The following is a 21134-nucleotide window of genomic DNA, read 5'->3' as shown; positions in this document are numbered from 1 at the left end:
GGGATACCGCCATTCTGTTTGGAAACAAACAGAATGCTATCGCTGCATAGTTGAACAGTGATGTTCAGCAGTGTTCAGCGTAAATGTATCAGAAACCGCTACAATCCAAATCTCAACGAGGCTAAAAGCAACCATGGCACAAGCACTGGAACTCAATACCGAGAACGTCGAGAAAGTCCTGAACGAGCTGCGTCCTTACTTGATGGCCGATGGGGGCAATGTGGAATTGGTGGAAATCGATGGCCCGGTGGTCAAGCTGCGCTTGCAGGGGGCCTGTGGAGCCTGCCCCAGCTCAACCATGACTTTGAAGATGGGCATTGAGCGCAAGTTGCGGGAGAGCATTCCCGATATTTTGGAGGTGGAGCAGGTATTCTGAGGGGCCCTGTAGGTTTTTGTGAGATTCCTTTAGGGTTCTTTATCATGTGTTGGATTATGTGCCTTGATAAATAGCCTCGGGTGGCTCTCTGCTCCCCACTTCTTTCTTCTGTGCCTTCTTCAGAGCTAGCGCATGTCTGTTCTCCTCTCCATCGCCATTCTCGCCCTGCTGATCCTGGTGCATGAGGCAGGGCACTTTGCGGCAGCCAAACTCCAAGGGATCCACGTCAACCGCTTCTCGCTGGGGTTTGGCCCGGTGCTGTGGCGATACCAGGGCAAGGAGACAGAGTACGCCATTCGCGCCCTGCCGCTGGGGGGCTACGTGGGCTTTCCTGACGAGGATGAACATTCCCCCTACCCGCCCGACGACCCGGATCTGCTGAAAAACCGCCCCGTGCTGGATCGCCTGGTGGTGATGAGTGCAGGGGTGATGGCCAACCTGATCTTCGCCTATCTGGTGCTGGTGTTGATGTTCGCCTCGGTGGGGATCCCCTCGGTAACGCGCCTCCATCCCGGCATTCTCATCCCTCAGGTGATGCCCGATAGCCCGGCGGAGCGGGCCGGCCTGAAGGCAGGGGATGTGGTGTTGCAGGCAGCCGATCGCGATTACAGGGGGATTGCCGACGAGACGGCGGCCTTGGCAGCCCTGAACGATTTTCAGGCGCTGATCCGCAGCAGCGAAAACCGGCCCATTCCCCTGGAGGTGCAGCGCGGGGAAGGGGATCCCCTGCAATTGACGGTGATCCCAGAGGTGCGGGGAGAGACGGTGGCCATTGGAGTGACCTTGGCCCCCCACCAGGAGGTGACCTTGCGTCCCCCTCAGAGTGTGGCTGAGATCCTCACGGAGGCGGGAAATGCCTACCAGCGGGTGGTGATGCTCAATCTGAACGGCTTGCGGCAGTTGCTGCAGAATTTCCAAAGCACGGCTGCTCAGGTCTCCGGCCCGGTGGGGATCGTCAAGATTGGGGCGGATCTGGCCCGCGATGACGCCGCCAGCCTGTTTAATTTCACCGCTTTGATCAGCATTAATCTGGCCTTTCTCAACCTGTTGCCCCTGCCCGCCTTGGACGGGGGACACATTGCCTTTTTGATCCTGGAGGCGATTCGCGGCAAACGGCTGCCCAAGCATCTGGAGGAGCGGGTGATGCAGACGGGCTTGGTGTTGTTGCTGGGATTGGGGGTGGTGCTGATCTTCAAAGACACCCTCGCCATTGTGACCGGGTCGGGCTAGGGGAAGATGGCCAGCAAACGGGCCCTGCGCCAGCGAGCTTTGGAGATCCTGCTCCGGCTGAAGCGCCACTACCCCAACTCCACCTGTGCCCTCCACTACCGGACGCCGCTGCAGCTCTTGGTGGCAACCATACTCTCGGCTCAGTGTACGGATGAGCGGGTGAATCAGGTAACGCCGGAGCTGTTTCGTCGCTTCCCGGATGCCCAGGCCCTGGCGACAGCGCCGCGAGAGGAGATCGAGGCTCTCATCCATTCCACCGGCTTCTATCGCAACAAGGCCAAGCACATTCAGGAAGCCTGCCGCAGGATCTTAAGCCATTTCGGTGGCCAAGTGCCCCGCACCATGCCGGAGCTGCTCACCCTACCCGGCGTAGCCCGCAAGACGGCCAATGTGGTGCTGGCCCATGCTTTTGGCATCCATGCCGGGGTTACCGTCGATACCCATGTCAAGCGCCTCAGCCGCCGCCTCGGCCTCACTGAGCACGAGGATCCCGTGCGCATCGAAAAGGATCTGATGCAGTTGTTGCCGCAGGCGGATTGGGAGAACTGGTCTATCCGTCTGATCGACCACGGGCGGGCCATCTGCACTGCCCGCAGGCCTCTGTGCCAGCAATGTTTTTTGGTGGATCTCTGCCCCAGCGCTCCTCTTCTGGGATCGGCTGCACCGGCCGAGAAAACGGATAAAAAAGCTACAAAAGCCTCGCCGGCCTGAGATGATGGTTTCTAGGCGCCCCGCGTGGCTGAGCCCCCCATTCTTCCGGCGCTTGTTTTGGCCGCCCCTCGCCCTAGAATAAGCTCCATGCAGGATAAACCCATGTCAGTCGCGACCCCCGTTCTGGTCATTGCCGGCCTGACGGGATCCGGGAAAACCTTGGCCATCCAGCAGTTGGAACAACTGGGGTACACCGGCCTAGAAGGGATCCCGCCTGCCCAGGTGATCCCCTTGGTTGAGGCGATGCGGACCCATCACGCTGCTTTGGCCATCAGCTTGAATCTCCACGCCCAGGAGTACCGGGATCAAGTTCCCACCCTGGCTGCTTGGGTGCAATCGCAAGGGATCCCTTTCCTATTCTTGGAGGCCCGCTCCCCAGTGTTGCTCAACCGTCTCAGCGCCCACCGCCGTCCCCATCTCTACGGGGAAGCTGCCGGTTTGTTGGAGGCCATTGAGCAAGAGCGGCTGGCTCTGGCCCCGGTGCGGGAACGCTGCACCCACTGGTTGGATACCTCCGACCTCAATGCCCAGCAACTGCGGCAGCAATTGCAAGCTTTGGTGCAAGGGATCCCCCAGCCCCTCAACCTAAGGTTGGTCAGCTTCGGTTTCAAGTACGGCGTTCCCCCCGATGCCAACTTGCTGTTCGATGTGCGTTTTTTGCCCAACCCCTTCTTTCAGCCCCATCTGCGTCGCCTTACCGGGCAGGATCCCCTGCTGCAGGAGTTCTTGTTTGCGGATCCCATTACACAGTCCACCTACCAGCACATCTTGTCCTTGGTCAAAGCATTTTGGCCCCACTATCGCGCAGAACGTCGCCCCCACCTGACTTTGGCCATCGGCTGTACCGGCGGCCAGCACCGCTCGGTGGCCCTGGTGGAGCGCCTGGCCCAGGATCTGCAGCCTTGGACTGTCCCTGCCGGCAACCACGCCCTTCCCGACCTGAATGTTCAGGTTCAGCATCGCCATCTGCTCGACTCTCAGCGGGAGCTGGAAGCCCGCTTTGGCCCGGTGCCCGGCGAAGTTGGCGTTGCGCAGCAACAGGTTAGGATCCCTTTGGCCGGCGTTCCTGCACCTTCCCATGCCTAAGCCTGTGCCCAGCAACAAGTCCGCCGCTTGGGGCATTCGCCGCCGCAAGGCTGCTTGGCCGGGAAGTGGCTGGAAATGGCTCTTTCCCGGTTTAGCCGTTAAACGCTGGCTGAGCCTGGCGGTTGGGGGCGTGCTGCTGATGGTGCTGGGCATTGCCATCTGGACGGAGTTGACCCCCATCTTTCGCCTGAAGCGGCTGATCGACATCACCCTGCGCCTGATCACCACTTGGATCCCGAACAACATCAGTGGCCCCCTGGTGACTGGGATCGGGCTGGTGATGGTGGTGCTGGGGTTTCGCAGCGCCATGCGCTCCATCGAGGATGTGCTGATCCCCGAGGGAGATGAAGCGCTGGTGGATAAGCTGTTGTCGCGGCGGCGTCTCAGCCGTGGTCCCCGCATTGTGGTACTGGGGGGCGGCACCGGCCTCTCCAACCTGCTGCGGGGTCTGAAGCGCTACAGCTCCAACATCACAGCCATTGTCACGGTGGCCGATGACGGGGGATCCTCAGGGCGTCTGCGGCGGGAGATCGGCGTTTTGCCCCCCGGCGATATCCGCAACTGTCTGACTGCTCTGGCCAACGAGGAAAAGCTGCTCACCGAGCTGTTTCAATATCGCTTCCAGTCGGGGGAAGGGTTGAGCGGCCACAGCTTCGGCAACCTGTTCATCACTGCCCTCACCGCGGTAACCGGCGGCGACTTGATTCGGGCCATCACTGCCACCTCACAAGTCTTGGCCATTCAGGGGCGGGTGCTGCCGGCCACCCTGGCGGATGTTACCCTCTGGGCGGAGCTGAGCGATGGCCGCCGCGTGGTGGGAGAGTCCAACATTGCCAAAGCCGGAGGACGCATTTGCCGAATCGGCTGTGACCCCCCCAACCCTCCCGCCCTACCGGAAGTCATCGAGGCTATTGAGGCGGCAGAGTTTGTGGTGCTGGGGCCGGGTAGCCTCTACACCAGCATCATCCCTAACCTGTTGGTGCCGGAAATTGTGGAAGCTCTGGCCAAAAATATGGCCCCCCACATCTACGTCTGCAACATCATGACCGAGCCGGGGGAAACCGACGGCTATACCGTTGGGGATCACGTCATGGCTTTGGATCGGGTGGCAGGAGTGCGCCTATTTGACGGCGTGCTGGTGCAGCGGGAGCCACCCTCCCCGCGCGCTTTGGAGCATTACCGCCGCAGCGGTTCTGAGTTTGTGGTGTTGGATCCCGACAAACTGGCTTACCTGGGCTGCCGCGCCGTTTTGGCTAACGTCATGCAAGAGGATCCAGAGACCGGCTTGGTGCGCCACAACCCCGAACGCTTGGCTGCAATGCTGATGCGCTGGTTCGACAGACATCGCCCCCTCTAGCTTTGCCCAGGATGTCCTCTGCTGTTATTGCAGGCGGGAATAAGGGCGGGGATAGGGCTTGCGCATCTGTCGAGCCAGGTACACCTGAAAGGTTTGCGCCACCGCCCCTGCCCGCACCAGGGGAACCTCGGCCACAGGCTCGATTTGGGCAAAGTAGTCGCCATAGGTGGCTGGGATCCCTGCCCTCGGCTGGAACAACTTGGAAGTGATGAGCAGCCCATCCTGCCCCAGCCAGTCCTGCGGCTGCGACCAAAAGGCAAAGCCCCGCAAATCTGCATCCAGGCAGGTCAGAGGCTTGTCCGTCAGCGGAGCCAGGGCCATGGCGATCTGACCGCCCAAAAAATAGACATTGGTAAAAACGAACTCTGCCTCCTCAAGGGCTTGAGCCAGGTGGGGATCCGTCCGAAAGCGCTGCCGCAACTGCTCAATTTCAATGAGCTGAGTAGAGGGATCCTGCTCCACGGGCCACAGGCCCAGCCCGCCAGGAGCCTGCAGCAGGCCATAGCGCACATGGGCCAGCCCCACCCCCACCACCAAGCTGACCATCACCGCCGTCCCCACTAAGGTTCGCTTCGCTCCCGGCCACCGTTCCCAGAAGGATCCCAGCAGCAGCGTCAGCACCCAAAACCCCGGCATGGGCCAGGTGGGCAAGATGGGCCGGTAGCCTCCCATCAAGGTAAAGGCCAACGCCAGCGGTAATCCACAGGCCAGGATCAAAAGGTGCTTGAGCTCTTCATCCGTCAGCCGCATCCCGCGGAGAATCTGCAGGGCCACCCGACCCGTCCCTGCCAAACTCGCCCACCCCAAAGGGATCCCCAAGCTGGGGAACAGGTAAAAGATTTCAGAAAGGATCGTCAGCCCCAGCGCTTGCAGTTGATACCCTGCCTCCGGCACCGCCCGCCCCGCCTGAAAGCGAAAGGAGACCCAATCCTGCTGGGCGTTCCAGATCAGCACCGGGCTGAAGGCCAGCACAAAACCCAGCACCGCCAGCACCGTCCAGCCCGACCTCAAGGCACAGCGATGAACTGGGCTGAGCAGACAAAAGAGTACCAGGCCGAACCCCAAAGCCAAGCCGTGGTACTTCCCCAAGCAGGCCAGCCCCACCAAGAGACCTATGAGCGCTAGCCTAGGCCCTGGCCGATAGCGAGCCGCCCCATAGACAGCCAATTTCCCCTGCCCCAAAGGCACCGGAAAAAACTCCTGAGCGGCCACCCACAAGGTTGCTGCCGTAAAAAAGATCAGCGGGCTATCCGGCAAGGTCAGCACCCCAAACCCAATCCAAAGGATCGGCGCGATGCTGATGGCCGCCAAGCTGATCAGTCCCGCCCGAACAGAGAAAAGGCGCGCTCCGGTGTAGTAGAGGAATAGGGAAGAGCCACAATACAGCAGCAGGGATCCCAGTCGAATAGAAAAAGCCGACACCTGGCCGGTCAAGGCAGGCCCCAAGCCCGTTGTCCAGGCCACCAGCGGCGGATGGTCAAAATAGCTCCAATCCAGATGGCGGGTGTAGAGGTAGTAGTAGGCTTCGTCAAAGCCCGGCGGCAAAAGGGCAGCCACCAGGCCCCGCATGAACAAGCCCAACCCCAGGATTAGCCAAACCGCTCTAGGCAATGGAGGGGATCCCTATGGGCAGATGGACAGATCTAACTTACCTTGAATACCTCTCGGGGCTACGTCCCTCTAGTATTATGATTTTGCCTCCGGCAAAATGACCGGACACCCCAAAAATTGACCCAGCTTCTCGGCCTCTGCCCGCGCCTCTGGTTCCTTATCAGTGTAGCAGACTGACAGCAAAGGTTTCCGCGATTGCAATTTCACTTCTACCGAAAAGAATTCAACAAAATTCCTTTTGGCCTGAACCAAAATCTGCTGTACATCTCCAAAGGAATAAGTTTTCCGCCCTAGCGACCCAAAAGGAGTAAGGTGCTCCTCTTGGATTTGGTACCTAGAGCGGTCAAACGTTAGACGGCGACACCAAAAAGACACCTTCAGCATGAGAGCTCCTACCCAAAGAAGTAGAGCCAGAAATAGCCCTGGAAGGAGAGAATACAAGATCGCAAACACTAACTCCAGTAAGTGAAATCTATCGATATCTATCAAGAGCCGACTCTCTGTACTGTTCACAAAAGAATCAACGCGCCTTGCCAATTCCTGAGCTTCACTTTCACCAAAGGCCAACCAGGCTGGGGTTTCCCCTGTAGGCTTTTCCAGCGTGACATAGTAGCGCTCAGTCCTTTCTCCGTCGTCATCCTCCACAATTTCAGTTTTGACTGCAGCTCCTCTTACATCTATGTGAAGTGTAGTTTGGCTCGGCAAAGGTAGAAACGGCTGGAAAGACACTTCACAATTAACCGTAGACTGGTCAACTCGAAAACAAGTGAAACGGCGCTCACCCTGGGAAGACCAGATCGAAGATAAAGCCATAAAAAGGATGAACGCAAAGAAACAGATAAAAACAAAAGTAGCAAGAGACCCAAGGAAACCTACAGAAGACTCTTGGTACACGCGCTTGTTGGGGCTCTCCTCCACGCATTTCATAGACTCAACTCCGGGAAAGCTGGATTTGTTTAGATTATGGCTTGCTAGTCTGCCGGTCGTCTGTTTCCGAGAATACGAAGCGTTTAAAAAATTATGAAAAGCAGTAAGTCCTCCGGTTTTCGCTGTGCTGTATTCAACTTCCCCTCTCTCCAACCAGGAGCGGAAATTGAGTGGCTGACTGCACGAGGCGCCGGGAAGAGGTTTTAAATCAAGCAAGTTAAAGGTTTGAGCTGTTGAATGTACGCAAGTGAGTTGGGTTTTTCATATCCTCCCAGTTTCTTTTGAATGTGATTTAAAACTGCGGATCCAAGTGCGAAAAGTCTGAGGATTTGCCCGCACCTAATTCATGTTCTGAGGTATTATGTTACCTCCAATACCTCTAAAATGTCCTGGCTGCTTTTCGGGATCCCAAGGTCTCTTCCAAAAGCTGTGGGGTGGCATAACAGAGGGATGAGCGCCAAACTAGCGGTGGTGCTCATGTGAGGATTGCAATGGAAGGCAGACCTAGGGCTAGGGTAGGGCGGCCTGTGCCGAAATCTCTGGAGACAAGGCAAAATGGCCGGCAACTTGCTCAACGGCGCCGACGCAGAGGTTCTTGGATCCCTTCACCGCGAAGCTCTAGGCAGTGGGGAACAGCGCTGGGATGGCTCTTGGGGGAGCGGATCCCGACGGCCCGCCAGCTTGACTTTCGCGCCGGCATGACCGGACTGGCTTTAATCATCGCCGTATTTGTAACAGGAGCACGTCTGGTTTATTTGCAACATCAACAGGCACCCCTGTTGCAGCAGCGAGCCGAAGCCCAGCAGCGAGCCCAGCTAAGACCTTTCATTCCTCGTCGCTCAATTGTGGATCGTCATTCTATTGCCAAGCAGCAGGCAGAATTGCTGGCCGTAGATCGCCCCGTCTATACTCTCTGGGCTCATCCCCGCCTCTTTGGCAAACGCACTCCAGAGGAAATTGCCACCGCTCTTGCTCCCCTGTTGCGGCGTCCAGTAGAGCAACTGGCGCAGCGGCTATCGGCCAATCAGGCAGTGCGGGTGGAGCGCTGGGTATCCCAGGAGGTGGCAGATCAAATTCAGGCTCTGCATCTGGATGGCCTGGAGCTGGTGAGCGAGCGGCAACGCATTTACCCCCAAAAAGAGATGGCCGCCGAGGTGGTGGGCTATGTGGATCTGGATCATCAGGGCCAAGCGGGAGTCGAATATTCCCGGCAAGAGCTGCTGGAGCGTACTGTTCAGCCTGTTACCATTCCTCGCGATGGCTACGGACGACTGTTGGCTGCCGAGGTGCCGGAAGGGCTGCTGCAATCTGGCGAGACGGTGCTGCAACTTACCCTAGATATGCGCCTGCAAAGAGCTGCCCGCGCTGCCCTGAAAGTGCAACTGGAGCGGTTTCGAGCCCTGCGGGGCACGGTGATTGTCCTCCAGCCCCAGACAGGGGAAATCCTGGCGCTGGTGAGCGAGCCCACCTATGACCCCAACCGCTACTTTGAGTATGACCCCGGTCTTTTTCGCAACTGGGCCGTAACGGATTTGTATGAGCCGGGATCCACCTTCAAGCCCATCAACATTGCCATTGGGTTGGATGCTGGAGCCTTTACAGCAGATGAACGGGTCTATGACGAGGGTCGGATTCTCATCGGTCAGTGGCCCATTCAAAATTACGACTACCACCAACGAGGGGCCCATGGCTGGATGAGCGTCACGGATATCCTGCGGCAATCCAGCAATGTGGGCATGGTACATCTGATGCGCAAGCTGGATCCCCGCCAGTACTACAATGCCTTGGTGCGGCTGGGGTTCAACGAGCGCAGTGGCGTGGATTTGCCCTTTGAGCCGGCCAGCCGTTTGAAACCGCTGCGACAGTTTGTTACGGTGCCGGTGGAGCGGGCCACTGTCGCTTTCGGCCAGGGGCTGGCCCTCACTCCTCTACAGTTGGCTGCCATGCACTGCATCATTGCCAATGGCGGACTGAAAGTACAGCCCCATGTGGTGCGAGGCTTGGTGGAAAAGGATACGGATACTCTGGTTTGGGGATCCCCGCAGCCCCAGCCGGTGCGGGTGTTGTCCGAGCAAGCCACGCTGGCGGTGCGTATCCAAATGCGGGATGTGGTGGACTTTGGCACGGGGCAATCGGCCAAGATCGAGGGGTATGAGATCGGCGGCAAAACCGGCACTGCCCAGAAAGCCGGGCCACGGGGGGGCTATTTGCCCGGCAAGCGCATCACCAGTTTTGTGGGCTACTTCCCGGCCATTCGCCCCAATTACGTGATCTTGGCGGTGATCGACGAGCCCCAGGGGGAAGATGCCTTCGGCTCGACGACGGCTGCTCCCGTTGTTCGCTCGGTGATCCAGGAGATCATCGCCCTAGAGGGGATCCGCCCTAACTCTACTTAGCGCAGCCATAGGAACAAGGGGCGAAGGTGGATGCCAAAGGGGGCCCAGACAGTGAGGAAATGAGCGAAATGCCCATACCTCCGGATTGGCTCTTCCTGGAAAAAGCCATACTCAAGACTGGCCACCCACAGAGCATGACTCTAGTCAATGATACGCTGGACTATACTGAAAATAATGTACAGTATGTTCAGTATGTCTGCTTGGTATGGCTAGGTATGTAAAACCGAGAGAAGCGGCGGATTACTTTGGGGTATGTCTCCACACTTTGAGGCGATGGGAACAGAAAGGCTGGATCAATGCAATACGTACGCCATCCGGCAGGGCGAGAAGGTATGACCTCGACAGCTACATCAAAACGCCAAAAAAAATCAAACGAGTCGTTTTGTACGCCCGAGTCAGCGGTCGAGGACAGAAACCAGACTTGGAGAGACAGATTGCAAGGCTGGTTAACCTCTATCCTGGAGCCGAGGTGGTCGGAGAAGTTGGCGGCGGTCTCGACTTCAAAAGACCAAAGTTCCTTGCCTTATTGGAACGAGTTCGTGCGGGAGATGTCGGAACAATTGTGGTCGCTCACCGGGATCGACTCTGCCGGTTTGGATTTGAGCTCGTTGAGTGGTACTGCCGTCAATACGGGTGCGAAATCTTGGTTCTCGATGACGATCACCTTTCTCCCCAACAGGAACTGGTTGAGGATATCCTCACCATCCTGCACTGCTTCAGCAGTCGGCTCTACGGACTCAGAAAATACCGGGCTGCAATCGAGAAAGATACGGATTTATCCGGAGCCGGCGCTGGCTAAGGTTTGGAAGCATTGGCAAGCGGCGTGCCGGTACTGCTACAACCAAGCGATTGCCTATCAGCGCCAGCATGGTGCCCCAAAAACGGCCAGAAAGCTGCGGGACATCATCCTGCGCTCCGACCTGCCTGAGTGGGTGAAGGACGCCCCCTGCCACATCAAGCAGAACGCGGTCGTCGAGGCGTGGTTGGCATTTCGCCGAAGCAAAGACGCGAGGTTTCGCAGTGTGCGGGACAGGTCGCATACGCTGCAATTCAACGCCGGCAACTTTCGCAATGGGACGTGGTATCCGAAACTCACCCGAGGTTTGGCGTTCCGCGCATCCGAGGAGATGCCCAGAGAATGGGCACGTGGAACTGAGCTAATGCGGGTGAAAGACAGATGGTATGCCATCTTCCCTGAGCCCGTGAACGAGCAGTGTTCGTTAGCAAAGGGGGTTGTTGCGCTTGACCCTGGGGTAAGAAGCTTCCTTACAGGGTTTGATGGAGCGGGCTTTGTAGATATCGCCAAGGGAGACTTTGGCAGGATCGTTCGGCTGTGCTACCACCTAGACGATCTGCAGTCTAGGCTGAGTAAAGCACCGAGACCCAAGCGTAGGCGAATGCGGCAAGCGGCGTTTCGTCTGCGGGAGAGAATCAGGAACTTGGTGGACGAGTGCCATCGCAAGGTAGCGGCGTTCCTGACGGATAACTACCGATTGATATTCCTCCCCACTTTCGAGTCAGCCAAGATGGTTGCCAAGGCAGGGAGGAAGTTTGGTAGCAAGACGGCAAGGGCGATGCTCACCTGGGCGCACTATCGGTTCAAGCAGTTCCTGAAGTTTCAAGCCAAGAAGAAAAACGTGGTCGTCGTGGAAGTATCGGAAGCGTACACCAGCAAAACCTGTACCAAGTGCGGGCACATCCACACCAAGTTGGGTGGCGCAAAGGTGTTTAGATGCCCAAAGTGCAACCATAGGTTGCCACGAGATTGGCAAGGCGCTCTGGGTGTTATGCTCAGAGCTTTGCGGGATACCGCCATCCTGTTCAGCAGTGGACAGGATGCTATCGCTGCACCGTTGAGCGATAATACTCAGCAGTGTTCAGCGTAAATGTATCAGTCCGACTTAACCTCTGCACTCCTCCAGCTCAGCTTGGAGTTGAGGTAGAAGTTCCAGAATACGACAACACCGATGGCAATTAAGTTGGCCAACAAATAATGAATGCCCAAGCGCTCGCTCAGCAAGATCACCAGTGAAGCGTTGAGAACCAAGCCAATTAAGCAGATAACGTTAAACTTCGCCAACCGCTTCAGGCGATTCCAGGGCCCCGGCTGCAAGCGGGTCACATGGCGAAAAGTCCACAGGTCGTTCCAGAGGAAGTTATTGAGAATGGCCACCTCCGAAGCAACCAGCTTACTGGTTATGAGATCCCATCCTAAGTTGGTGGGATCGTGCAAAACATAGAGCAAAGCCATGTCCACCAAGGTGCCGGATAGGCCAACCGTGCTGAAGCGCAAAAAGGATCCCACCTGCCCTAGCGAAAAGCGCAGCACTATCAGGTGGTGGAGATATTGGAGACAAGTTTGCAGTTGGATTTTGCTCTCCCCGTTTTGGCGCTCCTGAAAGATGTAGCCGACTTCAGCAATGGTTTTCACCCGGCCCCGCGCCAGCACCTCGATCAGCAGCTTGTAACCCTTGGGGTTGAGCGGGATCCCGGCAATAGACTGGCGTCTGACCAGGAACAGTCCGCTCAACGGATCGGAAACACGGCTGAAGATCCCTGGCAGCAGAGCCAACCCGATCCATTGGGCCCCACGGGAGACAATGCGCCGGCCCAGGCTCCAGTGGCTCACCCCTCCCGATGGTGCATAGCGGCTGCCCACCACCAAATCTGCCCCTTTCTGGATGAGCGGCCACAATTTGAGGACAATCTCCGGCGGATGCTGCAAATCCCCATCCATAACCCCCAACACCTCGCCGCGGGCAGCTTGCCATCCCCGCAGCACGGCAGTGGCCAGGCCTCGTTCGTGGTGGCGACAAATGACTTGCAGTTGAGGGAATTCTTTTTGCAATCCTTGGGCCACTTTGGCAGTGTAATCGGGGCTATTGTCATCCACCACAATCAACTCATAGCTTCCAGGCAGAATCGTGTCTAGGTGGGCACACAACTGCCGGATCAGGCTGCAGATACTGGAGGCTTCGTTGTAGGTGGGAATGACCAGCGACAGTTGGACAGGGCTGGACTGAGACAGAGGTGGAATCTGAAAAGGAGCTGCAGAAGCTTTGGGATCGGCAGAGGAAGTAGGAGCTCCATGAAGCATTCAGCAGGCCATCCAAAAACAATAAAACAAAAATCCTCCCCCTAGGGCTGCAAATCCTAGGACTGCCTTGGTTCACATTGGATCCACAGAACGATCCCCTATCGTACTGATCGATGAGCCGCAGGGCTAGACCTTTCTCTACCTACCCAGCTTCTTCGGGAAGAGGTTACTTGGCTAAGGGGATCCCGTAGAGGGGCTCATCAACACTGGGATCTGGGCCTGAGCAGAAGGAGTCTCAGGCAGCGAGGGGGCAGGGGTGAAACTGGGGTAGGGGATGCGCTCGTGGTTGGATTCCCGCCAGACCTCCACGAAAGCGTCTGCCACCACCTCCAAATCCTCCAGCGTCAGCCCACTATCAACCAACTGGCCATCTTGCCAACGGGCCTGGGCAATTTTGCGGACAACAGCTTTTGCCCGCTCGACCACATCGGGGCCGAAGCCATCGCTCAGAGTCATGCTGCGCAGGGCGGCTTCACAGGCATCGGCCATCATCACCACCCCCGTCTCCTTGCTCTGGGGGATCGGGCCATCGTAGCGGAACGGCTCTTCGGGTACGGGCTGACCCCCGGCTTTCATCTGGGCTTGATGGTAGAAGTAGGCAATCAGGATCGTCCCCTGGTGCTCAGGGATAAACGCCTGGACAGCGGTAGGCAGATTATATTGCTTGGCCAGGCGCAAGCCATCGCTGACGTGGGCCTTGATAATCTGAGCACTGCGATAGGGATCGTCCAGTTGGGTGTGGGGGTTGAGGCTGCCCATCTGGTTCTCGATGAAGTAGCGGGCCTGCAGCATCTTGCCGATGTCGTGGTAAAGAGTGCCGGTGCGCACCAGCTCCACGTTGAGGTTCAGCTTCTGGGCAGCCCGTTCTGCCAAAGTGGCCACAAGCAGAGTGTGCTGGAAGGTGCCGGGGGCCTCTGCAGCCAGCCGCCGCAGCAGCGTGCGATTGGGATTGCTCAACTCGATCAGACGAATGGGGGTGGCTAAGTCAAATAGGCGCTCCAGGTAGGGGCTGGCTCCCAGGGCAACAATGCTCCATCCCAAGCTGGTTCCCCCTGCCAAAGCCATGGCCAACAGGTCGATGCCACCGGTGGTGGCCAAGCTAACCGCCCCGTAGGCCAGCATCTGCACCGCTGCCGCTCCTCCTCCCAACAAGGCCAGCTCTTCGCGGGAACGGGAACGCCCGGCCAGGGCAGAGGCCACCACGCTGCCGGAGAGCAAGGGTACAAGGGTGAGCAGGTTGACAGGGGAGACCAAGGGCAAAAACAGCGCCTGGCCTACCACCACCACCAAGCCCAGCCCTGCCCCGTAAAAACTGCCCAGCAACAGACCCACTGCCGGCAGGGAGCTGAACTCCAGCTTGAACAAGGCCGCCAAAAGGGGAGCGGTCAGGGAAACTATGAGGATCAACACCCGATCCCGGCGGCGCAATCCCGGCCTCAAGCGTTGTTGCAGAGGCACAAAGACAGCCAGGCCCATGCCCATCACTCCGGCCACTCCCACCAAGCCCCAGATGTTGATCCCGCGCTGGGTAAGCCCAAAGTGATCCAAGATGAGAAAAATTTCGGGAGTGATGACCTGATCTGCTCGCACGATCACCTGGTTCTCGGCAACCGAGATCAGAACCGGCTCGACTTTTTCCAGCTCGGCGCGAATGCGCTGCTCGGTGCGCTGGGGATCCACCTCAACATTGGGAATGAGCACCTGCTGCAGCCACTGATAGACCAGCCCTTGCAACTCCTGTCGTTGGGCAGCATTGCCCGGAAAAATCAAATCGTCCAGTTGGGCTTGGATCCCTTCGGCGCGAACTTCGCGGGGCAGGCCATCCACAATCCCTATCTTCTGCAGGCGCTCCAAGACCCGCCGGCTCAAGGTTTGCAAATGCTGCCAATCCGCATCTGCCAAGTTGAGAACGGTGGCCGGAACAGGGGGGGTGAGCTGCTCCAGAGCCGGCAAAGCTGCTTGATAGCGCCGTTGCGCCGCTTCCACCTGGGTAATTAGCTGAGTATAGGGATCCGTCGCCGCCATCTGGGTGGCCGATCCGTCCAACCAGACCCGCTGCCAAACCTCGACAAGCTCTTGCTTAGCCCGCTGCTCCGGAGGAAGCTGCTCCGGTCGCCCAGAAGAGGGCTCTTCTGAAGGAGATGGGGTGGCTCCGCGGATGGCCTCTTGTCGGGCGCGAGCCTGGAAGGGTTCCCACTCCTCCGGGGAAAGCTGGCGCAGGTAGATCTGCGTTGGCAGAGACAGCAACTGGACAGAAACATAGGGCAGAGGCCCTGCCTCTTGGCGGATGGCCTCCACCTCAGCCAGGAGACCCTCCAGGTTTTGCCGCATGCTGTCGTTGGCGGTGCTGTTGATTTTGAGGGCCTGAACCACCCGCCGTCGCGCCTCAGCTTGTCGGGCCTGGGTAGCCTCCACATCTTCAATCTCCGCCGCAGCAGGGGCAAGAAACGTCTGCGGAGAACGGCTGCCGACGGTCAGTTGTGGTTCGTTGTAGTAGCGGATCCCGTGGACGGCAGTGAGGGAGAGAAGCGCTATGGCATAGCCGGCAATCCGCTCCGAAAGGGGGGGCCTGCTCTTTCGAGGGGAAGCTGCCTGGCGTCGCCGAGTCCAGTGTTCCGCGTTCGCGTCGGTGGCGCGAAGGGCTTTGGGCGTGAGCGGGTTTTTCATGGATTGGCCTGGCAGCGTCTTTCTCTTTTCTATCCCCTTTTGGCCGGGTAGCCCAGGAAGAGGATCTCAATCGCCGATGGTAATCTGCCCCACCATACCTGCTTCTGCATGGCCGGGAATAGTGCAAACCAGAGAATAGACCCCAGATTTCAGAGGAATAAATTGCCACTCCACCGAAGCGCCTGGCTTCAGCTCCAGTTCTCGGATCTGGCCCTTAATTTCCACGCCGGCCACGTCCAACTTACGGGTCCAAACGGCATCGGCAAAATCTTTGGCGCTGAAATAATGTTTCAATTGGCTGGGGTTGCTCAGGCGAAGACGGTAGAGGCTGCCGTTGTGAAAAGACAGTTCCTTGGGCGCAAACACCAACTGATTGTCGGCAGTGCCCAACTCAACCACCTTCTCCTGCGGCGTTTGTCTGGAGAGATCCCGCGCCTGCGCCAGGCCAGGGATCCCAATCATGAGGGCCGATAGCCAGATTCCCAGCACCAGGAAATGACAGAACCTGTTTAACATTGCAACAACGAGGAGAGAGGAAAGAGCAAAGAGAAAAGAGCAAAGAGAAGAGATTTCTCCTTCTCACTTCTCACTCCTCCCTTCTCACTCCTCTGCGAGTAGCCTGGAAACTCAAGATAGCATCTCTAGGCGGAGAGGTTTTGATTCCCTTCTGCCCTGTCTAGCCATCCACATCCTCGTAGAGCCGCACGGCTGGGGCTTCCTCTCCGTCTTTCCTTATTTCAAGGGCTACCGCAGCGGCGTAGCCACCGGCAACCTGAAGCGGTAAGGTCACCCAGCGGGAGTCCTCGCCCAAAGCTCTGGAGCCGGCCAGACCCCTGCCCGTTCCCTTCAGGAGCGCCTCCTTTTGTGTCCACATTTGGAAGAAGAGGGCATCTCGCTCTGGAGCTGGACAGCTGGCCAAACGGCCCTGCTCAGCAGCTGAAAAATAGCGTTGGGCGATGCGCTGCCAGCGGAGCACAGGTCGAACCCATTCCAGATCCACTCCAATGCGGTATTGCCATCTCAGGCCGATCAGGACGCGCTCGTGGGAGTGGCTGAGGTTAAACTGCAGCGGCAGGGGTGGATCCCGCCAGTAGGGTTTGCCGGTAGAACTGTGGTCGAGGGGGATCCCCTGGGGCGGAATGCCGCTGTAGCGGCTAAGCAAGCTCCGCAACCCAAGACGACCGGCCAGAAAGCGGCGCCGATCTGCCGGCAGTTGTAAACGCTCTGCCCGCCGACATTCTTCAGGGGAAAGAAGGCCGAGCTGGGGGAGCAACTTCTCCAACGGGGGGACTGTCTGCAGCCAAAGATGCACCTCTGACTTTCCCGACAACGGCTGCAGGGATCCCCCTGTGGCGACTGCTACCTCGCTGAAGTTGGATCCAGACAACTCTGAAAACTGAGGATAGGGTAACATGGCCTTGAATTGGTGGAGTTGGCAACACCACCCAGACAGTACACCCTTTCCTGTACGCGCTCGCGAGGCCTGGTCTGACCTGATGCCCTCCTTCCACTATCCCCCCCGTCCTGACCGTGTCCGCGCAGCTCGTCAGCAGGCCATTCGTCAGGGGATCCTCTGGCTGTTGTTGGGGTTCACGGCTGTGTTGGCGGGTTCTGCCGGTGCCCTCTTGGCCGTGATGTTGCCCCGTCAGGTGATCCCAACTTCCCTCACTCCTGCAGAACAAGAAGCCTTCCGTCCTGATGCCTTACGGGCTGCGGCTCTGGATCGCTCGTTGCATATCCTCATTCTCGGCACGGACAACCCGGATCCCACCCTGCCCTTGCCCACAGAGCGAGATCGCTTCCACACCCGCAGCGACACCATTCTCTTGGCCCGCTTTGATCCCCAGGCGCGGCGGATTACCGTTTTGTCCATCCCCCGCGATACTCGTGTGCGCTTGCCTGGCTTTGGTGTGGCCAAGATCAATGCTGCCAACTTGGCAGGAGGCCCGGCGCTGACGGCTCAGGTGGTCAGCCACTTGATGGGTGGGATCCCGATTGACCGCTACATTCGCCTCAATACCGACGCTCTGGAAGAGCTGATCGACGCGGTGGGCGGCCTGGAAATCTACGTGCCGGAACCGATGCAGTACGCAGATCACACCCAGCAGTTGTTCATCCACCTGGAGCCCGGCTGGCAACGCCTCAATGGAGAACAAGCCCACCACTTTGCCCGCTTCCGCCGCGATCACCTGGGATTGGGGGATATCGGTCGGGTGCAACGGCAACAGGAATTGCTGCGGGCCCTGAGCCGGGAACTGCTCTCCCCTGCTGTCTGGCCGCGGATCCCAAAGATTTTGCAGGTTATCCGCACCAACCTCGATACCAACCTCACCTGGGAAGAGGTTCTGAGCTTGGCCAAGTTTGTCCTCACCTCTGGGGGCGATCGCATCGACCTGGTGCTGCTGCCGGGCCGCTTCAGTCAGCCGGGAGAATTCTCCACCAGCTACTGGCTGCCGGATCCAGCCGGGATCCGACGGGTGGCCGTCTCCCACTTTGGCCTGGAGGCAGAGGTAGCCCGCATTCCTCCACACCGCCTGCGCATAGCCGTGCAAAACGCAACCGGAGAGCCGGGGATGGCCCGCCGTATGGTGCAGGAATTGGTGAGGCAAGGATACGTCCATGCTTTTGCTGTGGAAGACAGCACCCAGGTGCTGCAGCAAACGGAGATCCTCGCCCAGAGCGGGGATCGCGAAGGAGCCAAACAGATCCGCGCCGCCATTGGCCTGGGAGAAGTGCGGGTAGAATCTACTGGCGTTCTCAACTCCGACGTCACCATTCGGATCGGCCAGGATTGGGCCCAACAACTTGCTTTGGATGAAGCGCTCCGCACCACTGATGGGAACGGCCAAGCCCAAGCTCCGCCCGGAGCAGCTCAGCTCTAGAGAGCCGGTTCGGTTGCGAGTGCGGATTTCCGAAAAGGGGCCTGCTTGTCGGGGGCTTCTCAACCTCTGTAGATTAGCACTGAGCTTGTTTGAGTGCTGAGCCACCTATGACCGTGCTGGAACAGGGATCCATCACCATCCACACCGAGAACATCTTTCCCATCATCAAGCAGTCTCTCTACTCGGATCGAGAGATCTTCTTGCGGGAGCTGATCTCCAATGCTGCTGATGCCATCACCAAGCTGAAGATGGCCAGCCTTGCCGGCGAAGTGGCAGATCTCCCAGAGCCGGAGATTACGATTGCCCTCAACAAAGAGGCCAAGACCTTAGCGGTGGCCGATAACGGCATTGGCATGACTGCCGAGGAAGTGAAAAAATACATCAACCAGGTGGCTTTTTCCAGCGCTGAAGAGTTCATTCAAAAGTACAAGGGCAAAGACGCAGAGCAAGCAATCATTGGCCACTTTGGTCTAGGATTCTACTCCTCTTTTATGGTGTCGCAGCGGGTGGAGATCGACACCCTCTCCTATCGGCCCGGCAGCACGCCGGTGAAGTGGGCTTGTGACGGCACCACCACTTTTACCCTCTCCGATTCTGAGCGCTCCAGCATCGGCACCACCGTTACCCTTTACATCACCCCCGAAAACGAAGAATACCTGGAGCCAAGCCGCATTCGGGAATTGGTTCGCAAATACTGCGATTTCATCCCCGTTCCCATCAAGTTAAACGGGGAAGTGATCAACAAGCAAAAGCCCCTGTGGAGAACTTCACCTTCCGAACTCAAAGATGAGGATTACCTAGAGTTTTATCGCTACCTCTATCCCTTTCAAGAGGATCCCCACTTCTGGGTACACATCAACACCGACTATCCCTTCATCGTGCAAGGGATCCTCTATTTCCCCAAGTTGCGCCCGGATATTGATCCCACCAAGGGTCAAGTCAAGCTGTTCTGCAATCAAGTCTTTGTCCAAGATAACTGTGAGGAAGTTATCCCCAAGTTCCTCCTACCTCTGCGGGGGGCCATCGACAGTCCGGATATTCCCCTCAACGTCTCCCGCAGCTTCTTGCAAAATGACCGCACCGTAAGACGCATTGGGGATCACGTTGCCAAAAAGGTGGCGGATCGTCTCAATGAACTGTACAGGGAAGATTACGAAAAATACGTCAAGGTCTGGCCCGACATCAGCCTCTTTATGAAGTTTGGGGCGATGAACAACGACAAGTTCTTTGCCCAGATTAAGGATATTCTCATTTTCCGAGTGGCCGGATCCCCTGCTGACAAACCCGAATATGTGACCCTGAAAGCGTACCTGGAGCGCACCCGCGACAAGCAAAACAAGCGAGTTTACTACGCCACCGATGAGGCTGCCCAGAGTGCCTACATCGATCTCCACCGCTCTCAAGGACTGGAAGTGATCATGTTGGATAGCTGGATCGACAGCCACTTCAGCAGCTTTTTGGAGCGGGAATACAAAGAAGAAGGGATCCAATTTAAGCGGGTAGATTCTGAGCTGGACGAAACGCTGGTAGATAAAGACAAAGCCGCCGAAATTGTTGACCCGGTAACGCAAAAAACCCGCAGCCAAAAGTTGGTCGATCTCTTTCGGCAGGCCCTGGGCAAAGACAAGTTGCAGATCCAAGCAGAAGCCCTTAAATCGGAGTCGGTTCCGGCCATGATCTTGCTACCGGAGACGCTGCGGCGCCTACAGGAGCTCAACGCCGTCATCCAGCAGAAGCCGCTGGAGTTTCTGGAAGAGCACACGCTGGTTCTGAACACGGCCCATCCCCTTATCCAAAACCTGCAGTCTCTTGCCGATCAGGGTCGGGATCCCGACTTGGTTCACCTCATCTGCAATCACATCTACGATTTGGCTTTGATTACCCAGAAAAGCTTTGACCCGGCAGCCGCGCGGGCCTTTGTGCAGCGCTCCAACGAAGTGCTGACTCGCCTCACCCGCCCTCAATAGGCAGCGCTGTCCAGGGTAGACTGCAGGGCTTCCGCTCCACCGGGCAGAGACGGACGGGATCCGGCCCCGTTGCCGCTGTGGCTGTAGCTGCCTTGGAGCACGGGGGCAACTTGGCGCATCAGCGTCGCCATCTCCAGGGCACTCATGGCGTATTCCCAACCTTTGTTGCTCTTGACCCCGGCCCGCTCCAGAGCCTGCTGCAGGGTATCGGCGGTGAGGATCCCGAAAATGACCGGCACGCCGGTACGAAATCCTGCCGCCGCAATGCCCTTGGAGACCTCCGCTGCCACATAGTCGAAGTGGGGAGTTTGCCCGCGAATCACTGCCCCCAGGCAGATGATGGCGTCATAACGGCGAGATTGGGCCAGTTGGTGGGCCAGCAAAGGCACCTCAAAACTGCCCGGCACCCAGTAGTAGTCCACCTGCTTGCTCTCCGGGCCGACATCCACACCATGCCGCTTCAGCGCGTCCTGGCACCCTTCTAACAATTTGCCGGTGATCAGGTCGTTAAACCGACCGATGACGATGGCTAGACGCAGATCCTCCGTCTGAACAAAATTGCCCTCGTAAACTGCCATCTACGCTGCTCCAGATCTACCCAAGAGAAGAACAAGCGGGCCGACACGGCAAAACCACGCTTTCCCATCCTAATTCAGTAAACTACCCGACCCTGACTGCTTCGCAGTACAGGGCGGGCTTTCGGTAGCCCTGCAGTTGGCAAGCCAACCACGGACCTCTAGGCTGGTTTACAGCAGCCCCCAAAAGCGCAATCACATTCGCACCATTCAAATCCGCATCCCCTTCCCATCCACAGTGTCCACACTTAA

General features: G+C 57.9%; 18 protein-coding genes and 1 pseudogene. 11 read left to right on the top strand and 8 right to left on the bottom strand.

Annotated elements, in window-relative coordinates; genetic code table 11:
* Nucleotides 1–133 precede the first annotated feature (133 nt).
* The 5 genes from ACVW0C_RS12935 (at nucleotide 134) to ACVW0C_RS12915 (ending at nucleotide 4760) form a co-directional block, all read left to right on the top strand.
* Entirely contained in the window at nucleotides 134–376 is a 243-nt protein-coding gene (locus ACVW0C_RS12935) for a NifU family protein (protein ID WP_011432622.1), read from the top strand.
* A 132-nt stretch (nucleotides 377–508) separates the two neighbouring features.
* Nucleotides 509–1606: an RIP metalloprotease RseP gene (rseP, locus tag ACVW0C_RS12930; protein WP_457385780.1), complete on the top strand. Its 1098-nt coding sequence runs from the start codon at nucleotides 509–511 to the stop codon at nucleotides 1604–1606.
* A gap of 6 nt (nucleotides 1607–1612) precedes the next feature.
* On the top strand, nucleotides 1613–2317 hold the full coding sequence (nth, locus tag ACVW0C_RS12925; RefSeq protein WP_457385778.1) for an endonuclease III: 705 nt from the start codon (nucleotides 1613–1615) through the stop codon (nucleotides 2315–2317).
* A gap of 102 nt (nucleotides 2318–2419) precedes the next feature.
* The gene (rapZ, locus tag ACVW0C_RS12920) at nucleotides 2420–3403 is read left to right on the top strand and encodes an RNase adapter RapZ (RefSeq protein WP_457385777.1); all 984 of its coding nucleotides are present in this window, start codon (nucleotides 2420–2422) and stop codon (nucleotides 3401–3403) included.
* Nucleotides 3396–4760: a gluconeogenesis factor YvcK family protein gene (locus ACVW0C_RS12915; protein ID WP_011432626.1), complete on the top strand. Its 1365-nt coding sequence runs from the start codon at nucleotides 3396–3398 to the stop codon at nucleotides 4758–4760. Before rapZ ends, ACVW0C_RS12915 begins: the two co-directional genes overlap by 8 nt.
* A 24-nt stretch (nucleotides 4761–4784) precedes the next feature.
* Here ACVW0C_RS12915 and ACVW0C_RS12910 read toward each other — a convergent pair whose 3' ends face one another.
* Together ACVW0C_RS12910 and ACVW0C_RS12905 are read right to left on the bottom strand one after the other, a co-directional pair.
* Complete coding sequence (locus ACVW0C_RS12910) at nucleotides 4785–6371, bottom strand: ArnT family glycosyltransferase (protein ID WP_457385776.1); 1587 nt, start codon at nucleotides 6369–6371, stop codon at nucleotides 4785–4787.
* A gap of 75 nt (nucleotides 6372–6446) precedes the next feature.
* Complete coding sequence (locus ACVW0C_RS12905; RefSeq protein WP_457385774.1) at nucleotides 6447–7265, bottom strand: hypothetical protein; 819 nt, start codon at nucleotides 7263–7265, stop codon at nucleotides 6447–6449.
* Between the two features lie 588 nt (nucleotides 7266–7853).
* On the opposite strand from ACVW0C_RS12905, the gene ACVW0C_RS12900 reads away from it, so the two are divergent.
* From ACVW0C_RS12900 to ACVW0C_RS12885, 4 genes are all read left to right on the top strand, one after another.
* Entirely contained in the window at nucleotides 7854–8000 is a 147-nt protein-coding gene (locus ACVW0C_RS12900) for a hypothetical protein (RefSeq protein WP_414344636.1), read from the top strand.
* Entirely contained in the window at nucleotides 7949–9694 is a 1746-nt protein-coding gene (locus ACVW0C_RS12895; RefSeq protein WP_457385773.1) for a peptidoglycan D,D-transpeptidase FtsI family protein, read from the top strand. Before ACVW0C_RS12900 ends, ACVW0C_RS12895 begins: the two co-directional genes overlap by 52 nt.
* Nucleotides 9695–9899: 205 nt before the next feature.
* Entirely contained in the window at nucleotides 9900–10493 is a 594-nt protein-coding gene (locus tag ACVW0C_RS12890) for an IS607 family transposase (protein ID WP_457385771.1), read from the top strand.
* Complete coding sequence (locus ACVW0C_RS12885; protein ID WP_457385769.1) at nucleotides 10381–11580, top strand: RNA-guided endonuclease InsQ/TnpB family protein; 1200 nt, start codon at nucleotides 10381–10383, stop codon at nucleotides 11578–11580. The genes ACVW0C_RS12890 and ACVW0C_RS12885 overlap by 113 nt, the downstream gene beginning before the upstream one ends.
* 5 nt (nucleotides 11581–11585) lie before the next feature.
* Here ACVW0C_RS12885 and ACVW0C_RS12880 read toward each other — a convergent pair whose 3' ends face one another.
* The 4 genes from ACVW0C_RS12880 to ACVW0C_RS12865 all read right to left on the bottom strand — a co-directional run bounded on the left by ACVW0C_RS12880 (nucleotide 11586) and on the right by ACVW0C_RS12865 (nucleotide 16872).
* On the bottom strand, nucleotides 11586–12791 hold the full coding sequence (locus ACVW0C_RS12880; RefSeq protein WP_457385767.1) for a glycosyltransferase: 1206 nt from the start codon (nucleotides 12789–12791) through the stop codon (nucleotides 11586–11588).
* Nucleotides 12792–12965: 174 nt separating this feature from the next.
* Nucleotides 12966–15458, bottom strand: coding sequence for an HD family phosphohydrolase (locus ACVW0C_RS12875; protein WP_457385766.1), 2493 nt, complete (start codon nucleotides 15456–15458; stop codon nucleotides 12966–12968).
* 66 nt (nucleotides 15459–15524) lie between these two features.
* Complete coding sequence (locus ACVW0C_RS12870; RefSeq protein ID WP_457385781.1) at nucleotides 15525–15920, bottom strand: plastocyanin/azurin family copper-binding protein; 396 nt, start codon at nucleotides 15918–15920, stop codon at nucleotides 15525–15527.
* Between the two features lie 214 nt (nucleotides 15921–16134).
* Nucleotides 16135–16872: a 4'-phosphopantetheinyl transferase family protein gene (locus ACVW0C_RS12865; protein WP_457385764.1), complete on the bottom strand. Its 738-nt coding sequence runs from the start codon at nucleotides 16870–16872 to the stop codon at nucleotides 16135–16137.
* Between ACVW0C_RS12865 and ACVW0C_RS12860 the strand changes: the two genes are divergently transcribed.
* Together ACVW0C_RS12860 and htpG are read left to right on the top strand one after the other, a co-directional pair.
* Complete coding sequence (locus ACVW0C_RS12860) at nucleotides 16871–18340, top strand: LCP family protein (RefSeq protein WP_457385763.1); 1470 nt, start codon at nucleotides 16871–16873, stop codon at nucleotides 18338–18340. The genes ACVW0C_RS12865 and ACVW0C_RS12860 overlap by 2 nt on opposite strands.
* Before the next feature lie 107 nt (nucleotides 18341–18447).
* Complete coding sequence (gene htpG, locus ACVW0C_RS12855) at nucleotides 18448–20307, top strand: molecular chaperone HtpG (RefSeq protein ID WP_414373562.1); 1860 nt, start codon at nucleotides 18448–18450, stop codon at nucleotides 20305–20307.
* Here the strand turns inward: htpG and ribH are convergent.
* Together ribH and ACVW0C_RS12845 are read right to left on the bottom strand one after the other, a co-directional pair.
* Entirely contained in the window at nucleotides 20301–20885 is a 585-nt protein-coding gene (gene ribH / locus ACVW0C_RS12850) for a 6,7-dimethyl-8-ribityllumazine synthase (protein WP_414421259.1), read from the bottom strand. The two genes, htpG and ribH, sit on opposite strands and share 7 nt — an antisense overlap.
* A gap of 82 nt (nucleotides 20886–20967) precedes the next feature.
* Nucleotides 20968–21134: pseudogene (locus ACVW0C_RS12845) on the bottom strand (RNA-guided endonuclease TnpB family protein); the annotation flags it as partial.

It is taken from the genome of Thermostichus sp. OS-CIW-26 (genome assembly GCF_054058395.1).
This window is presented reverse-complemented; position numbering and strand designations above follow the sequence as displayed.